Origin of the sequence: Sphingobium sp. RAC03, from assembly GCF_001713415.1 — a bacterium.
In the GTDB taxonomy this organism is placed as follows: domain Bacteria; phylum Pseudomonadota; class Alphaproteobacteria; order Sphingomonadales; family Sphingomonadaceae; genus Sphingobium.
The window spans coordinates 219700-237906 of sequence record NZ_CP016456.1; the positions used below are offsets into that span (position 1 = coordinate 219700).

General features: G+C 63.6%; 17 protein-coding genes. 9 read left to right on the forward strand and 8 right to left on the reverse strand.

The window, feature by feature from the left end; genetic code table 11:
* Nucleotides 1–26: 26 nt before the first annotated feature.
* The gene (locus tag BSY17_RS05670; RefSeq protein WP_171899192.1) at nucleotides 27–698 is read left to right on the forward strand and encodes a GGDEF domain-containing protein; all 672 of its coding nucleotides are present in this window, start codon (nucleotides 27–29) and stop codon (nucleotides 696–698) included.
* Nucleotides 699–708: 10 nt separating this feature from the next.
* On the opposite strand, the gene topA is transcribed toward BSY17_RS05670, so the two are convergent.
* The 5 genes from topA to plsY form a co-directional block, all read right to left on the reverse strand.
* Entirely contained in the window at nucleotides 709–3297 is a 2589-nt protein-coding gene (topA, locus tag BSY17_RS05675) for a type I DNA topoisomerase (protein WP_069064764.1), read from the reverse strand.
* 170 nt (nucleotides 3298–3467) lie between these two features.
* Nucleotides 3468–3791: a type II toxin-antitoxin system RelE/ParE family toxin gene (locus BSY17_RS05680; RefSeq protein WP_069064765.1), complete on the reverse strand. Its 324-nt coding sequence runs from the start codon at nucleotides 3789–3791 to the stop codon at nucleotides 3468–3470.
* Nucleotides 3788–4018 carry a ribbon-helix-helix domain-containing protein gene (locus tag BSY17_RS05685; protein ID WP_443019539.1) on the reverse strand — a complete coding sequence of 77 codons (231 nt, stop codon included), beginning with the start codon at nucleotides 4016–4018 and terminating at the stop codon, nucleotides 3788–3790. The genes BSY17_RS05680 and BSY17_RS05685 overlap by 4 nt, the downstream gene beginning before the upstream one ends.
* A 73-nt stretch (nucleotides 4019–4091) precedes the next feature.
* The gene (dprA, locus tag BSY17_RS05690) at nucleotides 4092–5174 is read right to left on the reverse strand and encodes a DNA-processing protein DprA (protein WP_069064767.1); all 1083 of its coding nucleotides are present in this window, start codon (nucleotides 5172–5174) and stop codon (nucleotides 4092–4094) included.
* Entirely contained in the window at nucleotides 5171–5770 is a 600-nt protein-coding gene (gene plsY, locus BSY17_RS05695) for a glycerol-3-phosphate 1-O-acyltransferase PlsY (protein ID WP_069066810.1), read from the reverse strand. Before plsY ends, dprA begins: the two co-directional genes overlap by 4 nt.
* A gap of 105 nt (nucleotides 5771–5875) precedes the next feature.
* Here plsY and BSY17_RS05700 point away from each other — a divergent pair, with 105 nt between their 5' ends.
* The 3 genes from BSY17_RS05700 (at nucleotide 5876) to hemA (ending at nucleotide 8645) form a co-directional block, all read left to right on the forward strand.
* Nucleotides 5876–6421 carry a nucleotidyltransferase family protein gene (locus tag BSY17_RS05700; RefSeq protein ID WP_069064768.1) on the forward strand — a complete coding sequence of 182 codons (546 nt, stop codon included), beginning with the start codon at nucleotides 5876–5878 and terminating at the stop codon, nucleotides 6419–6421.
* A gap of 52 nt (nucleotides 6422–6473) precedes the next feature.
* Nucleotides 6474–7277: a glutamate racemase gene (murI, locus tag BSY17_RS05705; RefSeq protein ID WP_069066811.1), complete on the forward strand. Its 804-nt coding sequence runs from the start codon at nucleotides 6474–6476 to the stop codon at nucleotides 7275–7277.
* 141 nt (nucleotides 7278–7418) lie between these two features.
* Entirely contained in the window at nucleotides 7419–8645 is a 1227-nt protein-coding gene (gene hemA, locus BSY17_RS05710) for a 5-aminolevulinate synthase (RefSeq protein WP_037474500.1), read from the forward strand.
* A 188-nt stretch (nucleotides 8646–8833) separates the two neighbouring features.
* Here hemA and BSY17_RS05715 read toward each other — a convergent pair whose 3' ends face one another.
* The gene (locus tag BSY17_RS05715; RefSeq protein ID WP_069064769.1) at nucleotides 8834–9478 is read right to left on the reverse strand and encodes a class I SAM-dependent methyltransferase; all 645 of its coding nucleotides are present in this window, start codon (nucleotides 9476–9478) and stop codon (nucleotides 8834–8836) included.
* Entirely contained in the window at nucleotides 9475–10695 is a 1221-nt protein-coding gene (locus BSY17_RS05720) for a DUF3419 family protein (RefSeq protein ID WP_069064770.1), read from the reverse strand. The genes BSY17_RS05715 and BSY17_RS05720 overlap by 4 nt, the downstream gene beginning before the upstream one ends.
* Nucleotides 10696–10827: 132 nt before the next feature.
* Between BSY17_RS05720 and BSY17_RS05725 the strand changes: the two genes are divergently transcribed.
* Both BSY17_RS05725 and BSY17_RS05730 read left to right on the forward strand, forming a co-directional pair.
* Nucleotides 10828–11823: a ligase-associated DNA damage response exonuclease gene (locus BSY17_RS05725; RefSeq protein ID WP_069064771.1), complete on the forward strand. Its 996-nt coding sequence runs from the start codon at nucleotides 10828–10830 to the stop codon at nucleotides 11821–11823.
* Between the two features lie 118 nt (nucleotides 11824–11941).
* Entirely contained in the window at nucleotides 11942–13525 is a 1584-nt protein-coding gene (locus tag BSY17_RS05730; protein WP_069064772.1) for a cisplatin damage response ATP-dependent DNA ligase, read from the forward strand.
* Between the two features lie 81 nt (nucleotides 13526–13606).
* Here BSY17_RS05730 and BSY17_RS05735 read toward each other — a convergent pair whose 3' ends face one another.
* The gene (locus BSY17_RS05735) at nucleotides 13607–14170 is read right to left on the reverse strand and encodes a fasciclin domain-containing protein (RefSeq protein WP_069064773.1); all 564 of its coding nucleotides are present in this window, start codon (nucleotides 14168–14170) and stop codon (nucleotides 13607–13609) included.
* A gap of 196 nt (nucleotides 14171–14366) precedes the next feature.
* Between BSY17_RS05735 and BSY17_RS05740 the strand changes: the two genes are divergently transcribed.
* From BSY17_RS05740 to BSY17_RS05750, 3 genes are all read left to right on the forward strand, one after another.
* Complete coding sequence (locus BSY17_RS05740; RefSeq protein WP_069064774.1) at nucleotides 14367–15572, forward strand: saccharopine dehydrogenase family protein; 1206 nt, start codon at nucleotides 14367–14369, stop codon at nucleotides 15570–15572.
* A 123-nt stretch (nucleotides 15573–15695) separates the two neighbouring features.
* Nucleotides 15696–16868, forward strand: a complete 1173-nt coding sequence (locus BSY17_RS05745; RefSeq protein WP_069064775.1) for a carboxynorspermidine decarboxylase — start codon at nucleotides 15696–15698, stop codon at nucleotides 16866–16868.
* 148 nt (nucleotides 16869–17016) lie between these two features.
* A complete protein-coding gene (locus tag BSY17_RS05750) occupies nucleotides 17017–18207 on the forward strand; it encodes a type III PLP-dependent enzyme (RefSeq protein ID WP_037476990.1) in 1191 nt (396 codons plus the stop codon).

Genomic DNA, 18207 nt, shown 5'->3' on the forward strand with positions numbered 1-18207 from the left:
TCGCCTGCTGCGTCATCATCTCAATCGTGGGCACAGTGGTCATCATGGCGTTGGTCTCGGCGATCCCCGGCATGTTCATTCCGGCGCGCTATTTCTTGGTCGGCATATTCTGCGCCAGCAGCCTGTCGACGCCGGTCTGCCTGCTCCTGACCCGTCAGGCGGAGGAGAACCGGCATCTGCGCGAACAATTGGAGCAGCGCGTCGCCGAGCTGGCCCGCCTGGCGCAGATTGATGGTCTGACCGGGTTGCTGACGCGCAATGCCTTTTTCGATCGGGCGAGCGTCGCTCATGGTCAGCCGGGCAATTGGTATCTGTTGATCGACATCGACCATTTCAAACAATTCAACGACGATCATGGCCATCAGGCCGGTGACGCGGTGTTGCAGGCGGTCGGCCAGGCGATCCGCGAATCGCTGCACCCCGACGCGATCTGCGGCCGATTGGGGGGCGAGGAATTTGCCATTTGCCTGACCGGGTGTGACAGCGCCCAAGCGGTGCGGCGCGCGGAACATGTTCGTACATCCATCCAGGCGCTCCGCGTGCGTGCGCCATCAGGCCGAATCGTACGCGCGACCGCCAGCATTGGCCTGAGCGCGGGCGATCCGACGGCGGCGATCGAGGTCAGCCTGCACCGCGCGGACATGGCCATGTATGCCGCCAAGACCGGCGGGCGCAACCAGGTGCGCCTCGCCGCCTGACGGTGCGCGCTTATTCCGCCGCGGCCGCCTTCTTCTTGGCCGGTGCCTTCTTGGCAGCGGGCTTCTTTGCTGCCCCGTCCTTCTTGGCCGCATCCTTTTTGGGCGCTGCCTTCTTCGCCGGAGCTTTCTTTTTCGCGCCCTTCTTCGCCGGAGCCGCCGCCGCACGGGCATCGATCAGCTGCGCGGCTTCCTCCAGCGTCAGTGCATCCTTGTCCATCGTCTTGGGCAGGGTCGCATTGGTCGTGCCATCCGTGACATAGACGCCGTAGCGCCCTTCCATCAGCTTGATTTCCAGCTCGGTGCGCGGATGGGCACCCAGCACCTTCAACGGCTCGCGCCCGGCGCTGCGCGGCCCGCGCGTCGCGGCCTCGGCCAGCTTCACGACCGCGCTGTTCATGCCGACTTCGAAAATCTCGGCGGTATTGGCCAGGCGACCATATTTGCCGTCATGCAGCAGATAGGGACCGAAGCGGCCGATATTCGCCACGATCGGCAGCCCGGTTTCGGGATGCAAACCGACTTCGCGCGGCAGGCTCAGCAGTTTGATGCCCCAATCGAGCGTCAATTCGCCATCGGGCAGATCCTTGGGGATCGATCCGCGCTTGGCCTCCTTGCCCTCGCCCATCTCGATATAGGGGCCGAAGCGACCGACCTTCTTGACGATGTCCTGCCCGGTTTCGGGATGCTGGCCCAGCACCTCCGGCCCTGTATCTTCGCCATCCTTGCCGCCCGGCTGACCGAATTTCCGCGTAAATTTACATTCGGGATAGTTGGAACAGGCGATGAACGCGCCGAACCGGCCGCCGCGCAGCGACAATTGCCCGTCCGCGCACAGTGGGCAGGCGCGCGGATTGCTGCCATCGGCCTTAGGCGGGAACAGCATGGGTTCGAGGAACTTGTCCAGTTCGGCGGTGATGTCCGACGGCTTCTGCTCCATGATTTCGGCCGTTTTGGGCTTGAAATCGCGCCAAAAGGCTTCGAGCACTTCCTGCCACTGGGCACGACCGCCGGAAATATCGTCCAGCTCGTCCTCCAGGCCCGCGGTGAAATCATAGGACACATAGCGTTCGAAAAAGCGCTCCAGAAAGGCCGTTACCAGCCGCCCGCTTTCCTCGGCGAAAAAGCGGTTCTTCTCGATCCGCACATAGTCGCGGTCCTTGAGCACCTGCAACGTCGAGGCATAGGTGGACGGACGCCCGATCCCCAGCTCCTCAAGCCGCTTGACGAGGCTGGCTTCGGAATAGCGCGGCGGCGGCTGGGTGAAATGCTGGTCCGCCATGACCTTCTTCTTCGCAGGCGCATCGCCTTCCGCCATGCGGGGCAGCAACTTTCCGTCTTCGTCGTCGCTGTCGTCGCGCCCTTCCTCATACAAAGCAAGGAAGCCGGGGAAGATCACCACCTGCCCCGTAGCGCGCAGCGTATGCGTGCCGGTGGCGTCGTTCATGTCGATGGTGGTGCGTTCCAGCCGTGCCGACGCCATCTGGCTGGCGAGCGCGCGCTTGAACACCAGGTCGTAGAGGCGCGAATGGTCGCCGCTGCCCACCTTGTCGCGCGAAAAATCGGTCGGGCGGATGGCTTCATGCGCTTCCTGCGCATTCTTCGCCTTGGTCTGATAGATACGTGGCTTGTCCGGCACATAGCCGCCATCATAGCGCGCCGCGATCGCGGCGCGCGCGGCGGAAATGGCGCTGCCGTCCATCTGCACGCCATCGGTTCGCATATAGGTGATCGCGCCATCTTCGTAGAGCTGCTGCGCGATCCGCATCGTATGGCTGGCCGAGAAGCCGAGCTTGCGCGCCGCTTCCTGCTGAATCGTCGAAGTGGTGAAAGGCGGCGGCGGGTTGCGGGTAAGCGGCTTGGTCTCGACCCGTTCGACGGTGAAGCGTCCGGCTTCGACATCGGCCTTGGCGGCCATCGCGTCGCCTTCCTTGCCGATCGTCAGCCGCTCGATCTTCTCGCCCTTCCACCGGACGAGGCGCGCAGTGAAGGCGGTTCCGTCCTGCTCCATCTCCGCCGTGACCGACCAATATTCTTGCGGATTGAAGGATTCGATCTCGCGCTCGCGCTCGACCACCAACCGCAACGCGACCGATTGCACGCGGCCCGCCGACTTGGCACCGGGCAGCTTGCGCCACAGCACCGGCGACAGGGTGAAGCCCACCAGATAGTCGAGCGCCCGGCGTGCGCGGTATGCGTCGATCAGATCCTCGTCCAGCGCGCGCGGCTTGGCCATCGCGTCCAGCACCGCCGCCTTGGTGATCGCGTTGAACGTCACCCGGTCCACGACGGCGGGCAGCGCCTTCTTGGCGCGCAGCACTTCCTGCACATGCCAGCTGATCGCTTCCCCTTCGCGATCAGGGTCAGTCGCGAGGATGAGGCGCGTAGCCTTCTTGGCGGCATCGCTGATGGCCTTGAGCTGCTTGCCCTTGTCGCCATAATTTTCCCACGACATCGCAAAGCCGTCGTCCGGGTCCACCGACCCATCCTTCGCAGGCAGGTCGCGAATATGGCCATAGCTGGCGAGCACATGGAAATCCCCGCCCAGATATTTTTCGATAGTCTTCGCCTTGGCCGGCGATTCAACGATGACAAGCTGCATTTACGGCCCCGAACTTTGATGCCTCACACGTACGCGCGAGTCTGGAAGGCGATGACGGCGGGCGTCAAGCGGTGCGTGTGATTAGGGGAGATGACGGGGGATGGCCAGCCCCTACCGCCCGCTGAGAGCGAAGACGCGCCTGTCAGGCTACCTGATGATGACCATCGATCCTAAACCGCTTGGCTCATCCAGCGCGGAATATCCCGTTGGGCATGCAGTACGCGCCAGACATCGATATGGCCTGGTTGCTCCATGTAGAAAATAAGGTAGGGGAAGCGAACGAGCTTGCGGGTCCGCAAACCCGGCAGGTCCAATTCGTGGGCATAGCGCGCCGACCCGCTACCTGGACGGGCCGCTATCATCTTGTAGGCCTGGCTCAATGCCTCGATGAAGCGCAGCGCGACATCCTCCCCGGCTTCTTCACGATAGTAATCGACCGCTTCCTCGACGTCGCTTCTCGCCAGTGCGCGGGGCACCACCAGCTTGGCCCTCATTTTGCGCGCGAAAGGCGAGCGCGATCACGCAAATCGGCAAAATAGCTTTCATCGACAGCTTGGGTCGGGGCACTGGCCGCACCATCGAGCAGCAGACGGCGCAGATTCTGCCGGTCCTGATCTTTGCGGATCAGTTCCCGCACATATTCGCTGCTGGTACCAAAGCCGCGGCCTGAGACCTGCTGATCGACAAATGTCTTGAGGGTTTCAGGCAAGGAAATGTTCATCGTGCTCATGGCACGCGACATAGCGGATTTGGCAAAATTTGGCAAGGATGGCTAGCGTGGATGGCAGCCTTGTCTATCGCAAACTCACCCGTCCGCCCGCCAACCGATCAAGCCGCTCGGCAAGTTCCAGTTCCAGCAGGACCGTCTGCACGACCGCCGGACTAAAGCCGCTCAGCCGGATTAGGTCATCGACCGGCGCGGGCGCATGGCTGAGCAGCGCGATCACCGCGTCGCGTTCGCCCGCCGCGACGTCGCTCGACACGGGTTCGCCCGCAAAGTCGAAGCTGCCCTGTCGCACCATGCGCGGGTCGATCTGGCCGACCGCTTCCAGCACGTCGGCCGCATTCTGGATCAGCGTCGCGCCGTCGCGGATCAACTGGTTGCATCCCTGCGCGCGCGGGTCGAGCGGAGAGCCGGGCACGGCCATCACCTCGCGCCCAGCCTCTCCCGCAAGCCGCGCGGTGATGAGCGAGCCGGACTTGGGCGCGGCTTCGACCACCACGGTCCCCAGCGCCAGTCCGGCAATGATGCGGTTGCGTGCCGGAAAATGGCGGGCCAGTGGCTGGGTGCCGGGGGGATGTTCGGTCACCAGCAGACCTTCGTCCGCGATCTGCGCCTGCAAGTCGCGATTTTCCGGCGGGAATACGACGTCCAGCCCGCAGGCGATGACGCCGATCGTCCCGGTCGCTACCGATCCCTGATGCGCCGCCGTGTCGATGCCGCGCGCCAGCCCTGACACGACCACTGCGCCGCGCTGCCCCAAGTCCTGCGCCAAAACCCGCGCAAAGCGCACCGCCGCCGCCGACGCATTGCGCGCGCCGACCATCGCGATACATTGGCCCTCCGCCAGCGCCGCACTGCCGCGCACGATCAGCGCAGGCGGCGCGCCCTCCATCTGGTCGAGCAGCGCGGGATAGTCCGCATCGCCCATCATCAAATAGCGTGCGCCCAAAGCCTGCGACGCGGCAATCTCCCGCTCCACCGCGCCCGCGTCCGCCACGCTGGCCTTGCCGCCACCGCGCGCCGCCAAGTCAGGGATGGCGCGCAACGCTGCGCCGGCCGTGCCGAAACGGGCGAGCAATTGCCGATAGCTGACCGGTCCGATCCGGGGCGATCGGATCAGCCGCAGCCGGTCGAACCGCTCCCCCTCGCTCATTCCTTCGCGGCTCCGATCTTCGGCTCCGTGCCCTGCATCAGCCGCGCGATATTGGCGCGGTGCCGCCACAGCAGGATCAGCGTCAGCGCCAGCGTCACCGGCACCAGGTCGATCCGCCCCATGAACCACAAAGCGATCGGCGCGCTGACCGCTGCCGCCATGCCGCCGACCGACGACCATTTCGTTCCGAACAGCGCAGCCAGCCACACCGCAGCAAAAATGCACCCGGCGGGCCAATGGAGCGCCGTCACCACGCCCATCATCGTCGCCACGCCCTTGCCCCCGGCAAAGCGCAGCCAGACCGGGTAGCAATGGCCGATAAACGCCATCGCGCCCGCCATCGGTCCGCCACCCTCGATAAGCGCAGCGCCGATCAGCACCGCCACCGCGCCCTTGAGCAGATCCAGCAGCAAGGTCGCCGCCGCCAGCCCCTTGCGCCCGGTCCGCAGCACATTGGTCGCGCCGATATTGCCCGACCCGATCTGCCGCAAATCCCCCGCCCCGGTGAGGCGCGTCAGCACCAGGCCAAAGGGGATAGAGCCAAGCAGATAGCCAAGGGCCAGCACGAAGAGCGGAAGCAGCCAGGGAAGTGTCATGATCTCGCCGATAGAAGGAAAGCGCGACCATAGCGTGACGAACGGCACGGGCAATGGGCAAGATACGGGCATTCCGATCCATCTTGTGATAGTTGGTTTGCCGTGATGCACGACCAGGAATTGATCCGTATATTGGCCGACGACCCCTTTCGGTTGCAGGCTCTGTCGATCGTTCGGGCGCTCGACCTTGCGGATGGTTGGATCGGCGCTGGCTTCGTGCGCGACGCCATATGGGACCGATTGCATGGCCGCCCTGTCCAGCCACCCATCGGCGACATAGACGTCCTTTGGTTTAATGCCGCCAGAGCCACGCCTGAGGTGGATAAAGGTCTTGAAGCCTCACTCCTCCCTCATTCGCCGGACTCGATCTGGTCCGTAAAAAACCAGGCGCGTATGCATGATCGCAACGGAGATACGCTCTATACCGATGTCGCAGATGCGATGCGACACTGGCCAGAAACGGCTACGGCTGTGGCGGTTCGGCTGTCGCGATCAGGGCAAATTGAAATCAATGCACCCTACGGCTTGGACGATCTATTTGCTCTGCGGCTGCAACCGACGCCGGATTTTGTGACGAGCAAGCGCGCCATCTTTGACGCACGGGTTCGCAGCAAGCGGTGGCAGGAGCGCTATCCCTTACTCCGCTCCTGACAGCTTCCCAATAGTTGACACCCTCGCTCGATGTCGCGACATGGTCGGCATAATGACCGTCGCATCCTCCGCCCCGATCCTGTTTTTCGATTCCGGCGTCGGGGGTCTGTCCATCCTTGCACCTGCGCGCGCGCTGATACCTACGGCGCCAGTGATTTACGCCGCCGACAGCGCGGGCTTTCCCTATGGGACCAAGAGCGAGGCGGAGATTGCGGCGCGGGTGCCCGCGTTGCTAGGGCGGCTGGTCGAACGCTATCGGCCGCGCCTTGCCGTCATTGCCTGCAACACCGCGTCTACCATCGCGCTCCAGCATGTGCGCGCCGCGCTCGACATTCCGGTCGTCGGCACCGTCCCGGCGATAAAGCCCGCTGCCCTGGCGTCCAAAAGCCGCGTGTTCGGCGTACTCGGCACTGCCGCCACCGTGCGCCAGCCCTATGTCGATCGGCTCGCCGCCGAACATGGCGCGGACTGCATCATGCTGCGCCATGGCAGCGCGGCGCTGGTCGAACTGGCCGAGGCGAAGCTGCGCGGCGAACCGCTCGATCCCGCCATCGCCCGCACCGCGCTGGCAGGATTGACCGAACAGCCCGGCGGCGATCGGATGGATGTAGTGGCGCTCGCCTGCACCCATTTTCCGCTGGTCGAGGCCGAACTGGCGGCCGCTGCACCTCGTCCGCTCACCTTCGTCCACGGCGGCGACGGCATTGCCCGGCGCATCGCCTTTCTGACGCAGGGCCAGCCCTGGCCCGACACGCCGCCACCGGGCATAGCGATATTCACGCGCGTCGATGACAAGGTCCGCGCCCTCGTCCCGGCGCTCGCCCGCTACGGTCTTTCCCGCCTGGAACAGCTATAATATAGAGACTTGGACAAAAGGTCCGATATCACTGATCGGTATTTCCCCCTATGTCTGCGAGCGGTTAGCGCTGGTAATGCGCGCCATCTACCGGTAAACGCCGCACCCAGAGGATGCGGGCCATCAAGGGATAGGGCGAGCGTGAACTACAAGCATATCTTTGCGCAGGCGATCGACCGTCTTCATGAAGAAGGCCGGTATCGGGTGTTCATCGACATCCTCCGCAACCGCGGTTCCTACCCCAATGCGCGCTGTTTCCACGGCCATAACGGCCCCAAGCCGATCGCCGTCTGGTGCTCCAACGACTATCTCGCCATGGGCCAGCATCCCAAGGTGATCGCCGCGATGGAAGAGGCGCTGCACGATGTCGGCGCGGGTTCCGGCGGCACGCGCAATATCGGCGGCAACACCCATTATCATGTCGATCTGGAAGGCGAACTGGCCGACCTGCATGGCAAGGAAGCCGCCCTGCTGTTCACGTCGGGCTATGTCTCGAACGAAGCGACGCTGGCGACGCTGGCGCGACTGCTGCCTGGCTGCATCATCTTTTCCGACGAACTCAACCATGCCAGCATGATCGCGGGCATCCGCAATTCGGGCTGCGAAAAGCGCGTCTTCCGCCACAATGATGTCGAGCATCTGCGGGAATTGCTGGCTGCCGAAGACCCCGAAGCCCCCAAGCTGATCGCCTTTGAAAGCGTCTATTCGATGGATGGCGACGTCGCCCCGATCGCGGAAATCTGCGACCTGGCCGACGAGTTCAACGCGCTCACCTATCTCGACGAAGTCCATGCCGTGGGCATGTATGGCGCGCGGGGCGGCGGCATTTCGGAACGCGACGATGTCGCGGATCGGCTGACCATCATCGAAGGCACGCTTGGTAAAGCGTTCGGCGTCATGGGCGGCTATATCGCGGCCGACCAGATGATCGTCGATGTGATCCGCAGCTATGCGCCCGGCTTCATCTTCACCACCTCGCTGTCACCCGTGCTGGTCGCCGGCGTGCTGGCGAGCGTGCGCCACCTCAAAGCGTCGAGCGAAGAGCGCGAGGGCCAGCAGGCCGCCGCCGCGATGCTCAAGACGATGATGGCGGACGCTGGCCTGCCGGTTATGCCGTCAGTCACGCATATCGTCCCGCTGATGGTCGGCGATCCGGTCAAGGCCAAGCGGATCAGCGATATTCTGCTGGCCGAATATGGTGCTTATGTGCAGCCCATCAACTATCCCACCGTCCCACGCGGCACCGAGCGGCTGCGTTTCACGCCCGGCCCGGCGCACACCGAAGCGATGATGCGCGACCTGGTGAACGCGCTGGTCGAGATTTGGGACCGGCTGGATTTGGAGAAGGCAGCGCGGCGCGCGGCTTGAATTCTCCCCTCAAGGCAACTGTCTCCGTTCGCCCTGAGCTTGTCGAAGCCTGTCCTGAGCGCCTGCCTTGCAGGCAGTCGAAGGGGGCCTTATTTCCTTGAGTAAGGCAAGAGGCTTCGACAGGCTCAGCCCGAACGGCCGGGGGGTTGGTGCGTAATCAGTAGTTCTCGCTAGAGCGAGAGGCAGGGCTAACCCAGTGCCACGCCCCCCCGCAGCGCATAACCGCGATACAGCGGCCGAACGCTGGCTTCACCGCCAACGTCCCCCGCCACTTTCTCGATCGCCGCTCCCAGCACATGGCGCGGCGTCACATGGAACCGCGCCAGCCATCCGAACAGCACCCGCCGCCACACAGCCGGCCAACCTTCCTGCTGCCCGAAATCGACAACTTCGAGTCGACCGCCCGGCGCAACGCAGCGCGCGGCTTGCGTCAGCGCCGCCTCCCACTGCGGGATCATCGATAGCGCATAACTGATGAACACCCGATCGAACGTGGCTTGACCGAACAGCGCCATCGGATCGAAATCGACAGCATCGCCTTGTGCCAACCGGACGCAGCGCGCCATGCCGACTCGTTCGACCGACAATTGCGCGGTGTCGAGCATCGCCTGCGAAATATCGACGCCGTACAGCCGCGCATGGGGCCAGGCCTTGCCCACCGCGATCAGGTTGCGCCCGGTGCCACAGCCAATCTCCAACACGCTGCCACCCGATGGCGGGGAGAGGTCAGCGATCAGGCCGTCCCGACCCAGCAGATAATATTTGCGGGTAATATCGTAGATATGGCGCTGCCAGCGATAGGTGCCATCCATCAACCGCCCATGGTCGCTCACAGCGCGTCCTTCAGCACATAGAGATGCACGCCGCCATAAATGGCCGACCGGTCGCGCGCGGTATAGTCGAGCGACGCTTCGGCGCGATACGCCCAGCGGTTGAGTACAGCATCGACAACCCTCCCCGGCAAGATGCTGGGTTCGCCCGCGGTGCGGAACAGCAACCGTGCGCCGGGCTTGGCGGTCCGGGTGATCTGCGCCCAGAGCGCGTTCAACTGCTCGTCATCCATCCAGTCCTGCGCATCGAGCAGGATGTAGCGATCCGCCGATGCATCGGGCTGTTCGCGCAGAAAGTCGGTGAAATTGGCATGGCGCACATCGACCCGGTCCGCGCGCGCACGAACGGCGTCATGATTGGCGGCCTGCAAATAGGGCGGCAATGGCCCCTCACCACCATCATAGCCCCGGCCGAACGCCTGCACCGCGAAATAATTATCCTTGAGGTCAAAGTCGCAGGCCAGCTTCTCCAACCGGGCCTTCAACACCACGTCCATGCGCGCGTCACCGGCCAGCGCCTCGAACTGGGCGGGCGGGATGCCCAGGCCAAATAGCGAGGCCGGCTGGCTGGTGAGCCAGCGGACAAAGGCCCGGTCGAAAATCGGCGCGACCTCCCGCTCGAAAATCTCGCGCTGTTCGGCGCGTGACGTTGCGGCCAGCATCCGCCGCAGGTCCACGCCATGTACCCGCGCCAGCAGATGCGCCGCACCGATGAAGCGGCCCAGCAGGCCATGTTTGTAAATGCCGCGCGCAAATCCGCCGATCCGCCGCCGCCCGATCAGGTCGCGTCCTTCCCAATAGCGCCGCGTCGCTTCATCGAGGTGCGGCGCGACGATGTCGCGATAGGCGGCGATATTCTCCTTGCTGTCCGCCTGCGCGAAAAAGCGGTGGAAGGCGGCATGGTCGGGCAAGGTCCGTGCCGCCATCAGCTTCAACTTGTTAAGCGCGATATGCGCGGTGTTAAGATCGACGGCGGTAATCTTGGCCGGATCAGCGGTCAGGTAGGACAATACGTTGCAGCCCCCCGACGCGATCGTCACGACATGGCTGTCGGGCGTGATCGCCAGCGCTTCCATGTCGACGGCGGGGTCTTCCCAAATCTGGGCATAGACTAGGCCGCGAAAGGCGAAGGTGAAGGCGCGCTCCAGCAGCCCCTGTTTGGACAGATGCCGGTGGCGATGCACCGCGCGCGTGACGTTCTGATGTGCCGGTGCCGCCATGTCGTTCAAGCCTCCTCGCAGTCGGGTCGTGGGCGGCGCATAGGGCAGATGCGTGTCGCGGCCGTGACGGTAGCGTTACGTCCTTGTGACCAGCTTGCGGAACCGCTGGCGCGCTCACATCTTCTGGAGGGAATGGCTCACTGGATCGAACCCCACCCCACCGGCATCTATGTCCGCCCCGCCGATGCCTGGATCGACCCGTCGATGCCGCGCGAGCGGGCGTTGGTGACACATGGCCATGCCGATCATGCGCGCGGCGGCCATGGCCATGTCTGGGCCACGCGTGAAACGCTGGCGATCATGGGGCTGCGCTATGGCACCGCATCGGGCACGCCGGTCGGCTATGGCGAAGAAATCCGGCTGGGTGGCGTCACCATCCGCTATGTGCCTGCGGGTCATGTGCTGGGATCGGCGCAGATCGTGCTGACCCATGCGGGCGAACGGGTCGTCGTGACCGGCGATTACAAGCGCCGCCCTGACCCGACCTGCCCGCCGTTCGAGCCGGTGCCCTGCGACATCTTCGTCACCGAAGCGACGTTCGGCCTGCCTGTCTTCCGCCATCCCGACACGGGCAGCGAGATCGACCGGCTGCTCGCCGCGCTCCATGCCAATCCTGATCGTAGCGTGCTGGTCGGGGCCTATGCCCTGGGCAAGGCGCAGCGAATCATCTGCGAACTGCGCGCGCGCGGGCATAGCGACCCCATCTACCTCCACGGCGCGATGGAACGGATGTGCGCCCTCTATGCCGAACTCGGCGTCGAGATGGGCGACCTGCGCCCCGCCACCGGCGTCGCGGCCAAGGATATGCGCGGCGCGATCGTCGTCGCGCCACCCTCCGCGCTTAACGACCGCTGGAGCCGCCGCCTGCCCGCCCCGATCACCGCCATGGCGTCAGGCTGGATGCGCGTGCGCCAGCGGGCGCGCCAGAAGAATGTCGAACTGCCGCTGATCCTGTCCGACCATGCCGACTGGGACGAACTGACCGACACGATCCGCGAGGTCGCCCCCACCGAAACCTGGATCACCCATGGCCGCGAAGAAGCCCTGCTCCACTGGTGCATGACCCACCAGATCCGCGCCCGCGCGCTGGCGCTGGTCGGGCGCGATGATGAGGAGGAGGAAGGGTGAACATGAATAACGCCACCCCTCAACCGTTCGGGCTGAGCCTGTCGAAGCCCTTCACTTTTCCTCAGAAGAAGAAAAGCCCTTCGACAGGCTCAGGGCGAACGGCAATCAAAGTCACATCATGAGACCCTTCTCCCAACTCCTCGACGCGCTCGTCTACACCCGCTCGCGCAATGGCAAGCTGGCGCTGATCGCTGCCTATCTGCGCGTGGCCCCAGACCCGGATCGTGGCTGGGCGCTCGCCGCGCTGACCGGCAATCTCGACCTCAAGGCCGTCAAATCCTCCGCCATTGGTGAGATGATCCGCGCTCGCGTCGATCCCGTCCTCTACGAAATGAGCCGCGACTATGTCGGCGATCTCGCCGAAACCGTCGCCCTGCTCTGGCCCCCGCCGCCCAACGAGCCGCCCGACTTGGACGATGGCACGTTGACGCTCGCTACCGTGGTCGATCGCCTGCACGCCACCAGCCGCGCCGCCGCGCCCGACGTTCTGGCGCAGATGATGAACCATCTCGATGCATCGGGCCGCTTCGCCCTGCTCAAACTCGCGACCGGGGGCCTGCGCGTTGGCATCTCGGCACGCCTCGCCAAGACGGGCTTTGCGCAGGCGTTCGGCCTCGACGTCGATGATGTCGAACAGGTCTGGCATTCCCTGACCCCGCCCTATGCCGCATTGTTCGACTGGGCGGAGGGCCGCACCGAACGCCCCGACCCGTCGGGTACGCCCTTCTTCCGCCCCTTCATGCTCGCCCACCCGCTCGAAGCCGACAGCGTCGACCTCATCGACTATGTTGCCGAATGGAAATGGGACGGTATCCGCATCCAGATCGTCGGCACAGGCAGCGAGACCCGCCTCTACAGCCGTGCGGGCGACGATATTTCCGCCAGCTTCCCCGAAATCGCCGCCGCCTTCACCGGCCATGCCGTGCTGGACGGCGAATTATTGGTGCGCGGCGAGTTTCAGGGCGGCGAAGCGGCGAGCTTCAACGCCCTGCAACAACGGCTCGGCCGCAAGGTCGTCAGCGCCAAGATGCAGGCGGATTATCCCGCTTTCGTCCGCCTCTATGACTTGCTGCTGGAGGGCGACGACGACCTGCGCGCCCTCCCCTGGACCGACCGCCGCGCCCGGCTCGAAGCCTATATGCCGCATCTCGATGCCACCCGCTTCGACCTCTCCACCATCATCGACGCCGCCGATTTCGACACGCTCGCCGACATCCGCGCCGGTGCCCGCGACGCCGCGATCGAAGGGGTGATGCTCAAGCGCCGCGACAGCCCCTATGTCGCGGGGCGCAAGGCTGCGCTCTGGTATAAATGGAAGCGCGATCCGCTGACCGCCGATTGCGTGATGATGTACGCCCAGCGCGGCCACGGCAAACGCTCGTCCTTTTATTCGGACTATACGTTCGGCTGCTGGACGGCGGACGGCGAACTGCATCCGGTCGGCAAGGCCTATAGCGGCTTTACCGACGAGGAACTCAAGATGCTCGACCGCTTCGTGCGCCAGAATACGGTGGCGCGCTTCGGCCCGGTGCGGGAAGTCGAAAAGTCGCTCGTGCTGGAAGTCGCATTCGACAGCATCCACGACAGCAAGCGCCACAAATCAGGCCTCGCCATGCGCTTCCCCCGCATCGCCAGGATCCGGCGCGATAAACCTGCGGCTGAGGCGGATACGGTGGAGGGGTTGAAGAAACTGGTGCGCTGAGCCTACCTCACCAACACAAACGGGCCAGCGGCGGGAATGTCCCGCCACTGGCCCGCCGTCCTTCATGTCACCTAACAGGGATCAGGGCATCAATACCGTGTCGATGACATGAATGACGCCGTTGGACTGGTTGACGTCAGCGATCGTCACCTTGGACGTGCCGCCCTTGGCATCCTGAAGATAGACGGCGTCGCCATCCTTCCATGCGGTAAGTGGCTGGCCTTCCACCGTGGTCAGCGTTGCCTTGCCACCGGCGGCCTGTGCGGCGGCGATGATGTCGGCGGCGTTCATCTTGCCCGCGACAACATGGTAGGTCAGGATCTTCGTCAGCGTCGCCTTATTTTCCGGCTTCACCAGCGTATCGACCGTACCGGCGGGCAGCTTGGCAAAGGCGGCGTTGGTCGGCGCGAACACGGTGAACGGCCCGGCGCTCTTAAGCGTATCGACGAGGCCAGCGGCCTTGACGGCGGCCACCAGCGTCGTGTGATCCTTCGAATTGACGGCGTTATCGACGATATCCTTGGTCGGATACATGGCCGCGCCGCCAACCATCGGGTTCTTTTCCATATGATGATTGGCCAGGGCCGCGCCGCTGACGGACAACAGGGTCGCGGCCAGCGCGAGCGAGACGTTCGAGAATTTCATGGGCTTACTTCCTCTTCCACGCATCAGCTTGATAGGGATGCGATGCCCTTACGTTTGCGGACTGGATAAGGTTGCGCCACTGCCCCTTAAGGCATGTGCTGGGCGCCCCGCCGAAGCATCTGACTTTGCGCTGTCACGCCAAGCCCCTATATGACCCTTTTAGCGCGCATGCCGCGTACAGGATATGGAGACGAGATTGAGCAAGGTTCTGGTCATCGGCGCAGGCGGCGTCGGGTCTGTCGCAGTTCACAAGATGGCGATGAACCCAGATATTTTCTCGCACATCACGCTGGCCAGCCGCCGCATCGTGAGTTGCGAGAAGGTCGCCGAATCGGTTCTGGCCCGCACCGGCGTTACCATCGACGTGGCGCAGGTCGATGCCGATGATGTCGCGGCCACCATCGCACTCATCGAAAAGGTGCAGCCCAAGCTGGTTGTCAACCTGGCCCTGCCCTATCAGGATCTCAACATCATGGACGCGTGCCTCGCGACCAAGACCGACTATCTCGACACCGCCAATTACGAACCGCGCGACACGCCCAAGTTCGAATATGGCTGGCAATGGGCCTATCAGGATCGCTTTAAGGAAGCAGGCATCATGGCGTTGCTGGGTTCGGGATTCGACCCCGGCGTGACCAGCGTCTTCGCCAGCTACATCAAGAAGCATCTGCTCGACACGATCGACACGCTCGACATTCTCGATTGCAATGGCGGCGACCATGGCCAGCATTTCGCGACCAACTTCAACCCGGAAATCAACATCCGCGAAGTGACCGCGCCCTCGCGTCACTGGGAAGCGGGCGAATGGGTCGAAGGCCCGGCGCTCAGCCACAAGCAGACGTTCGATTTCGACCAGGTCGGCGAGAAGAATATGTACCTCATGTATCATGAGGAACTGGAAAGCCTCGCCAAATTCTATCCTGAAATCAAACGTATCCGCTTTTGGATGACGTTCGGCGACGCCTATCTCAAGCATCTCGAAGTGCTGCAGAATGTCGGCATGACCCGCATCGACCCGGTGATGTATGAGGGCAAGGAGATCATCCCGCTGCAGTTCCTCAAGGCCGTGCTGCCCGAACCATCCAGCCTAGGCTCGACCACCAAGGGCAAGACCAATATCGGCGACATCGCGACCGGCGTGAAGGATGGCGAGGCCAAGACCGTTTATCTCTATCAGGTCTGCGATCATGAGGACGCCTATGCCGAAACCGGCAACCAGGCAGTCAGCTACACCACCGGCGTTCCGGCGATGATCGGGGCCGCCATGATGCTGTCGGGCGCGTGGCGCGGCGAAGGCGTGTTCAACATCGAACAGTTCGATCCCGACCCTTTCATGGACATGCTCAACAAGCATGGCCTGCCCTGGCAGGTGAAGGAACTGGACGCGCCGCTGAATTTCTAACGCGCGGGCATCCCAGCCTGACTCCGTCATCCCCGCGCAGGCGGGGATCCATCTCCTGCCCAAGCCCTAGATGTGACGTCGGGAAATAGATTCCCGCCTTCGCGGGAATGACGAGGTTCTACTATGGAAACCAAAGCCGGCGATCCCGCCGCCTTCGCGCATTTCGATCTGTATCGCGTCCCCTCGCCCGCCTTCGTGGTGGATGAGGCCGCGATCCGGCGCAATCTGGCGATCCTCGCCGATGTCCGCGACCGCGCGGGCATCAAAGTGCTGGGCGCGCTCAAGGCCTTTTCCATGTGGTCGCTGGGCAGCGTCGTGGGCGAATATCTCGACGGCGTGTGCGCATCGGGCCTGTACGAAGCGCGCCTTGGCCGCGAGGAATATAGCGGCGAGGTCGCAACCTATTGCGCCGCCTACAAGCCCGACGACCTGGCCGAAATCCTTAAGATTTCCGACCATGTCATCTTCAACAGCCCTGGTCAGATCGCCCGTTTCAAGCCCCAGATCGACGCCGCCCGCGCCGCCGGGCATGATTTCGACATCGGCCTGCGCATCAACCCGCAAAACCCGGAGGGCGAGGTCGCCAAATATGACCCGTCGCAGCCGCACAGCCGCCTTGGCTTTCCCGTCAGCCAGTTGACGCCCGATCATCTGTCGGGTGTCGACGGCATCCATTTCCATAATCTGTGCGAACAGGATTTGGCACCGCTGGAACGCACCTGGGCGGCGGTTGAACCGCATATCCTGCCGCATCTCTCGACCCTCAAATGGCTGAATTTCGGCGGCGGCCACCACATCACCCGCGCCGATTATCAGCGCGACGATCTCGTCGCCTTTCTCCAGGGCGTGAAGGCCAAGACTGGCCTCACCCTCTATCTGGAACCAGGCGAAGCGATGGCGCTCGACGCAGGCATATTGGTCGGCGAAATTCTCGACGTGATCGACAATGGCATGCCCGTCGCCATCACCGACATCTCCGCGACCTGCCACATGCCCGACGTGATCGAGGCGCCCTATCGCCCCGCGATGCTGCATGAGCCGAGCGAAGGCCCGCTGGTCCGACTCGGTGGTCCCTCCTGCCTTGCCGGGGACATTATTGGCGACTATCATGTGCCTGGTGGCGCGGAACCGGGTGCGCGTATCGCCTTCCTTGACCAGGCCCATTATTCGATGGTCAAGACCAATAGCTTCAACGGCGTGCCCCTGCCCGCCATCTGGCTGTGGAACTCGTCCACTGACGATCTCCGGCAAATCCGGGCCTTTTCCTATCAGGACTTCAAGGCCCGTCTCTCCTGACGCACGCTTCGTGCGACCTTGCGCAACAAAATTTTCATATGCGCTTTACAGGGGGGACCCCTCAGCATATAGCGGCCGTCCGCTGCCCCATGGGACTTCCACCGCAAGGCAGCTTCTTTCACCTTGACTACACTGGAGGTCCCTTGAATTGCACAAGCATCCTAGCGCGCTGGGGGTAGCAACCGCCCTCACACCGGCAGCACCGGTAACGCTTATTCGTCCCCAAGCTGCGGCTCGGGCAGCCCGATTCTTCGTCGAGAAGTTTCCGGGGCGCTCGCTCTATGCGGTGAAGGCGAACCCCTCGCCCGATTTGCTTCGGACATTGTGGGACAGCGGTATCTCGCACTATGACGTTGCTTCCATCGCGGAAGTGCGCCTCGTCGCCGAAACGCTGCCGGACGCGAAGCTTTGCTTCATGCATCCGGTCAAGGCTGAAGAAGCCATTGCCGAAGCCTATGCCGTCCATGGCGTGCGCACCTTCTCGCTCGACACGATCGACGAGCTGGAAAAGATCATGCGCGCCACCAATGACGCGACCGATCTTGAACTGTGCGTCCGCCTGCGCGTATCGTCCGAGCATAGCGAACTGTCCCTCGCGTCGAAATTCGGCGCGGAACTGGGCGAGACCCGCGATCTGCTGATGGCCACCCGCCAGGCTGCCGATGCCCTGGGCATCTGCTTCCATGTCGGCAGCCAGGCGATGAGCCCGCAGGCCTATAGCGACGCCATCGAACGCGTCCGTGCGGCGATCGTCGATGCGGCGGTCACGGTCGACATCATCGATGTCGGCGGCGGCTTTCCGTCCATCTATCCCGGCATGGAGCCGGTCGCGCTCGAAAATTATTTCGATGCGATCCACCGTGGCTTTGAAAGCCTGCCGGTCAGCTATTCGTCCGAATTGTGGTGCGAACCCGGCCGGGCCTTGTCCGCCGAGTATAGCTCCATCATCGTCCGGGTAGAGCGCCGTCGCGGCACCGAACTCTACATCAACGACGGTGCCTATGGTGCCTTGTTCGATGCGGCGCATATCGGCTGGCGCTTCCCCGTCGCGCTGCTGCGCGAAGAGGATAGCATGGCGGAGCAGACCGGCTTCTCCTTCTACGGCCCGACCTGCGACGATATGGACCATATGGTCGGTCCGTTCATGCTGCCCGCCGATGTCGGCGTCGGCGACTATATCGAGATCGGCATGCTGGGCGCCTATGGCGCAGCGATGCGGACCGGCTTCAACGGCTTCACGTCGGAAGCGACGATCGAAGTGGAGGATGCGCCGATGGCCAGCCTCTATGCCGAAGCCGTACCCGCCCGCCGTCGCGCAACCGTCATCAAGCTGGGCTAA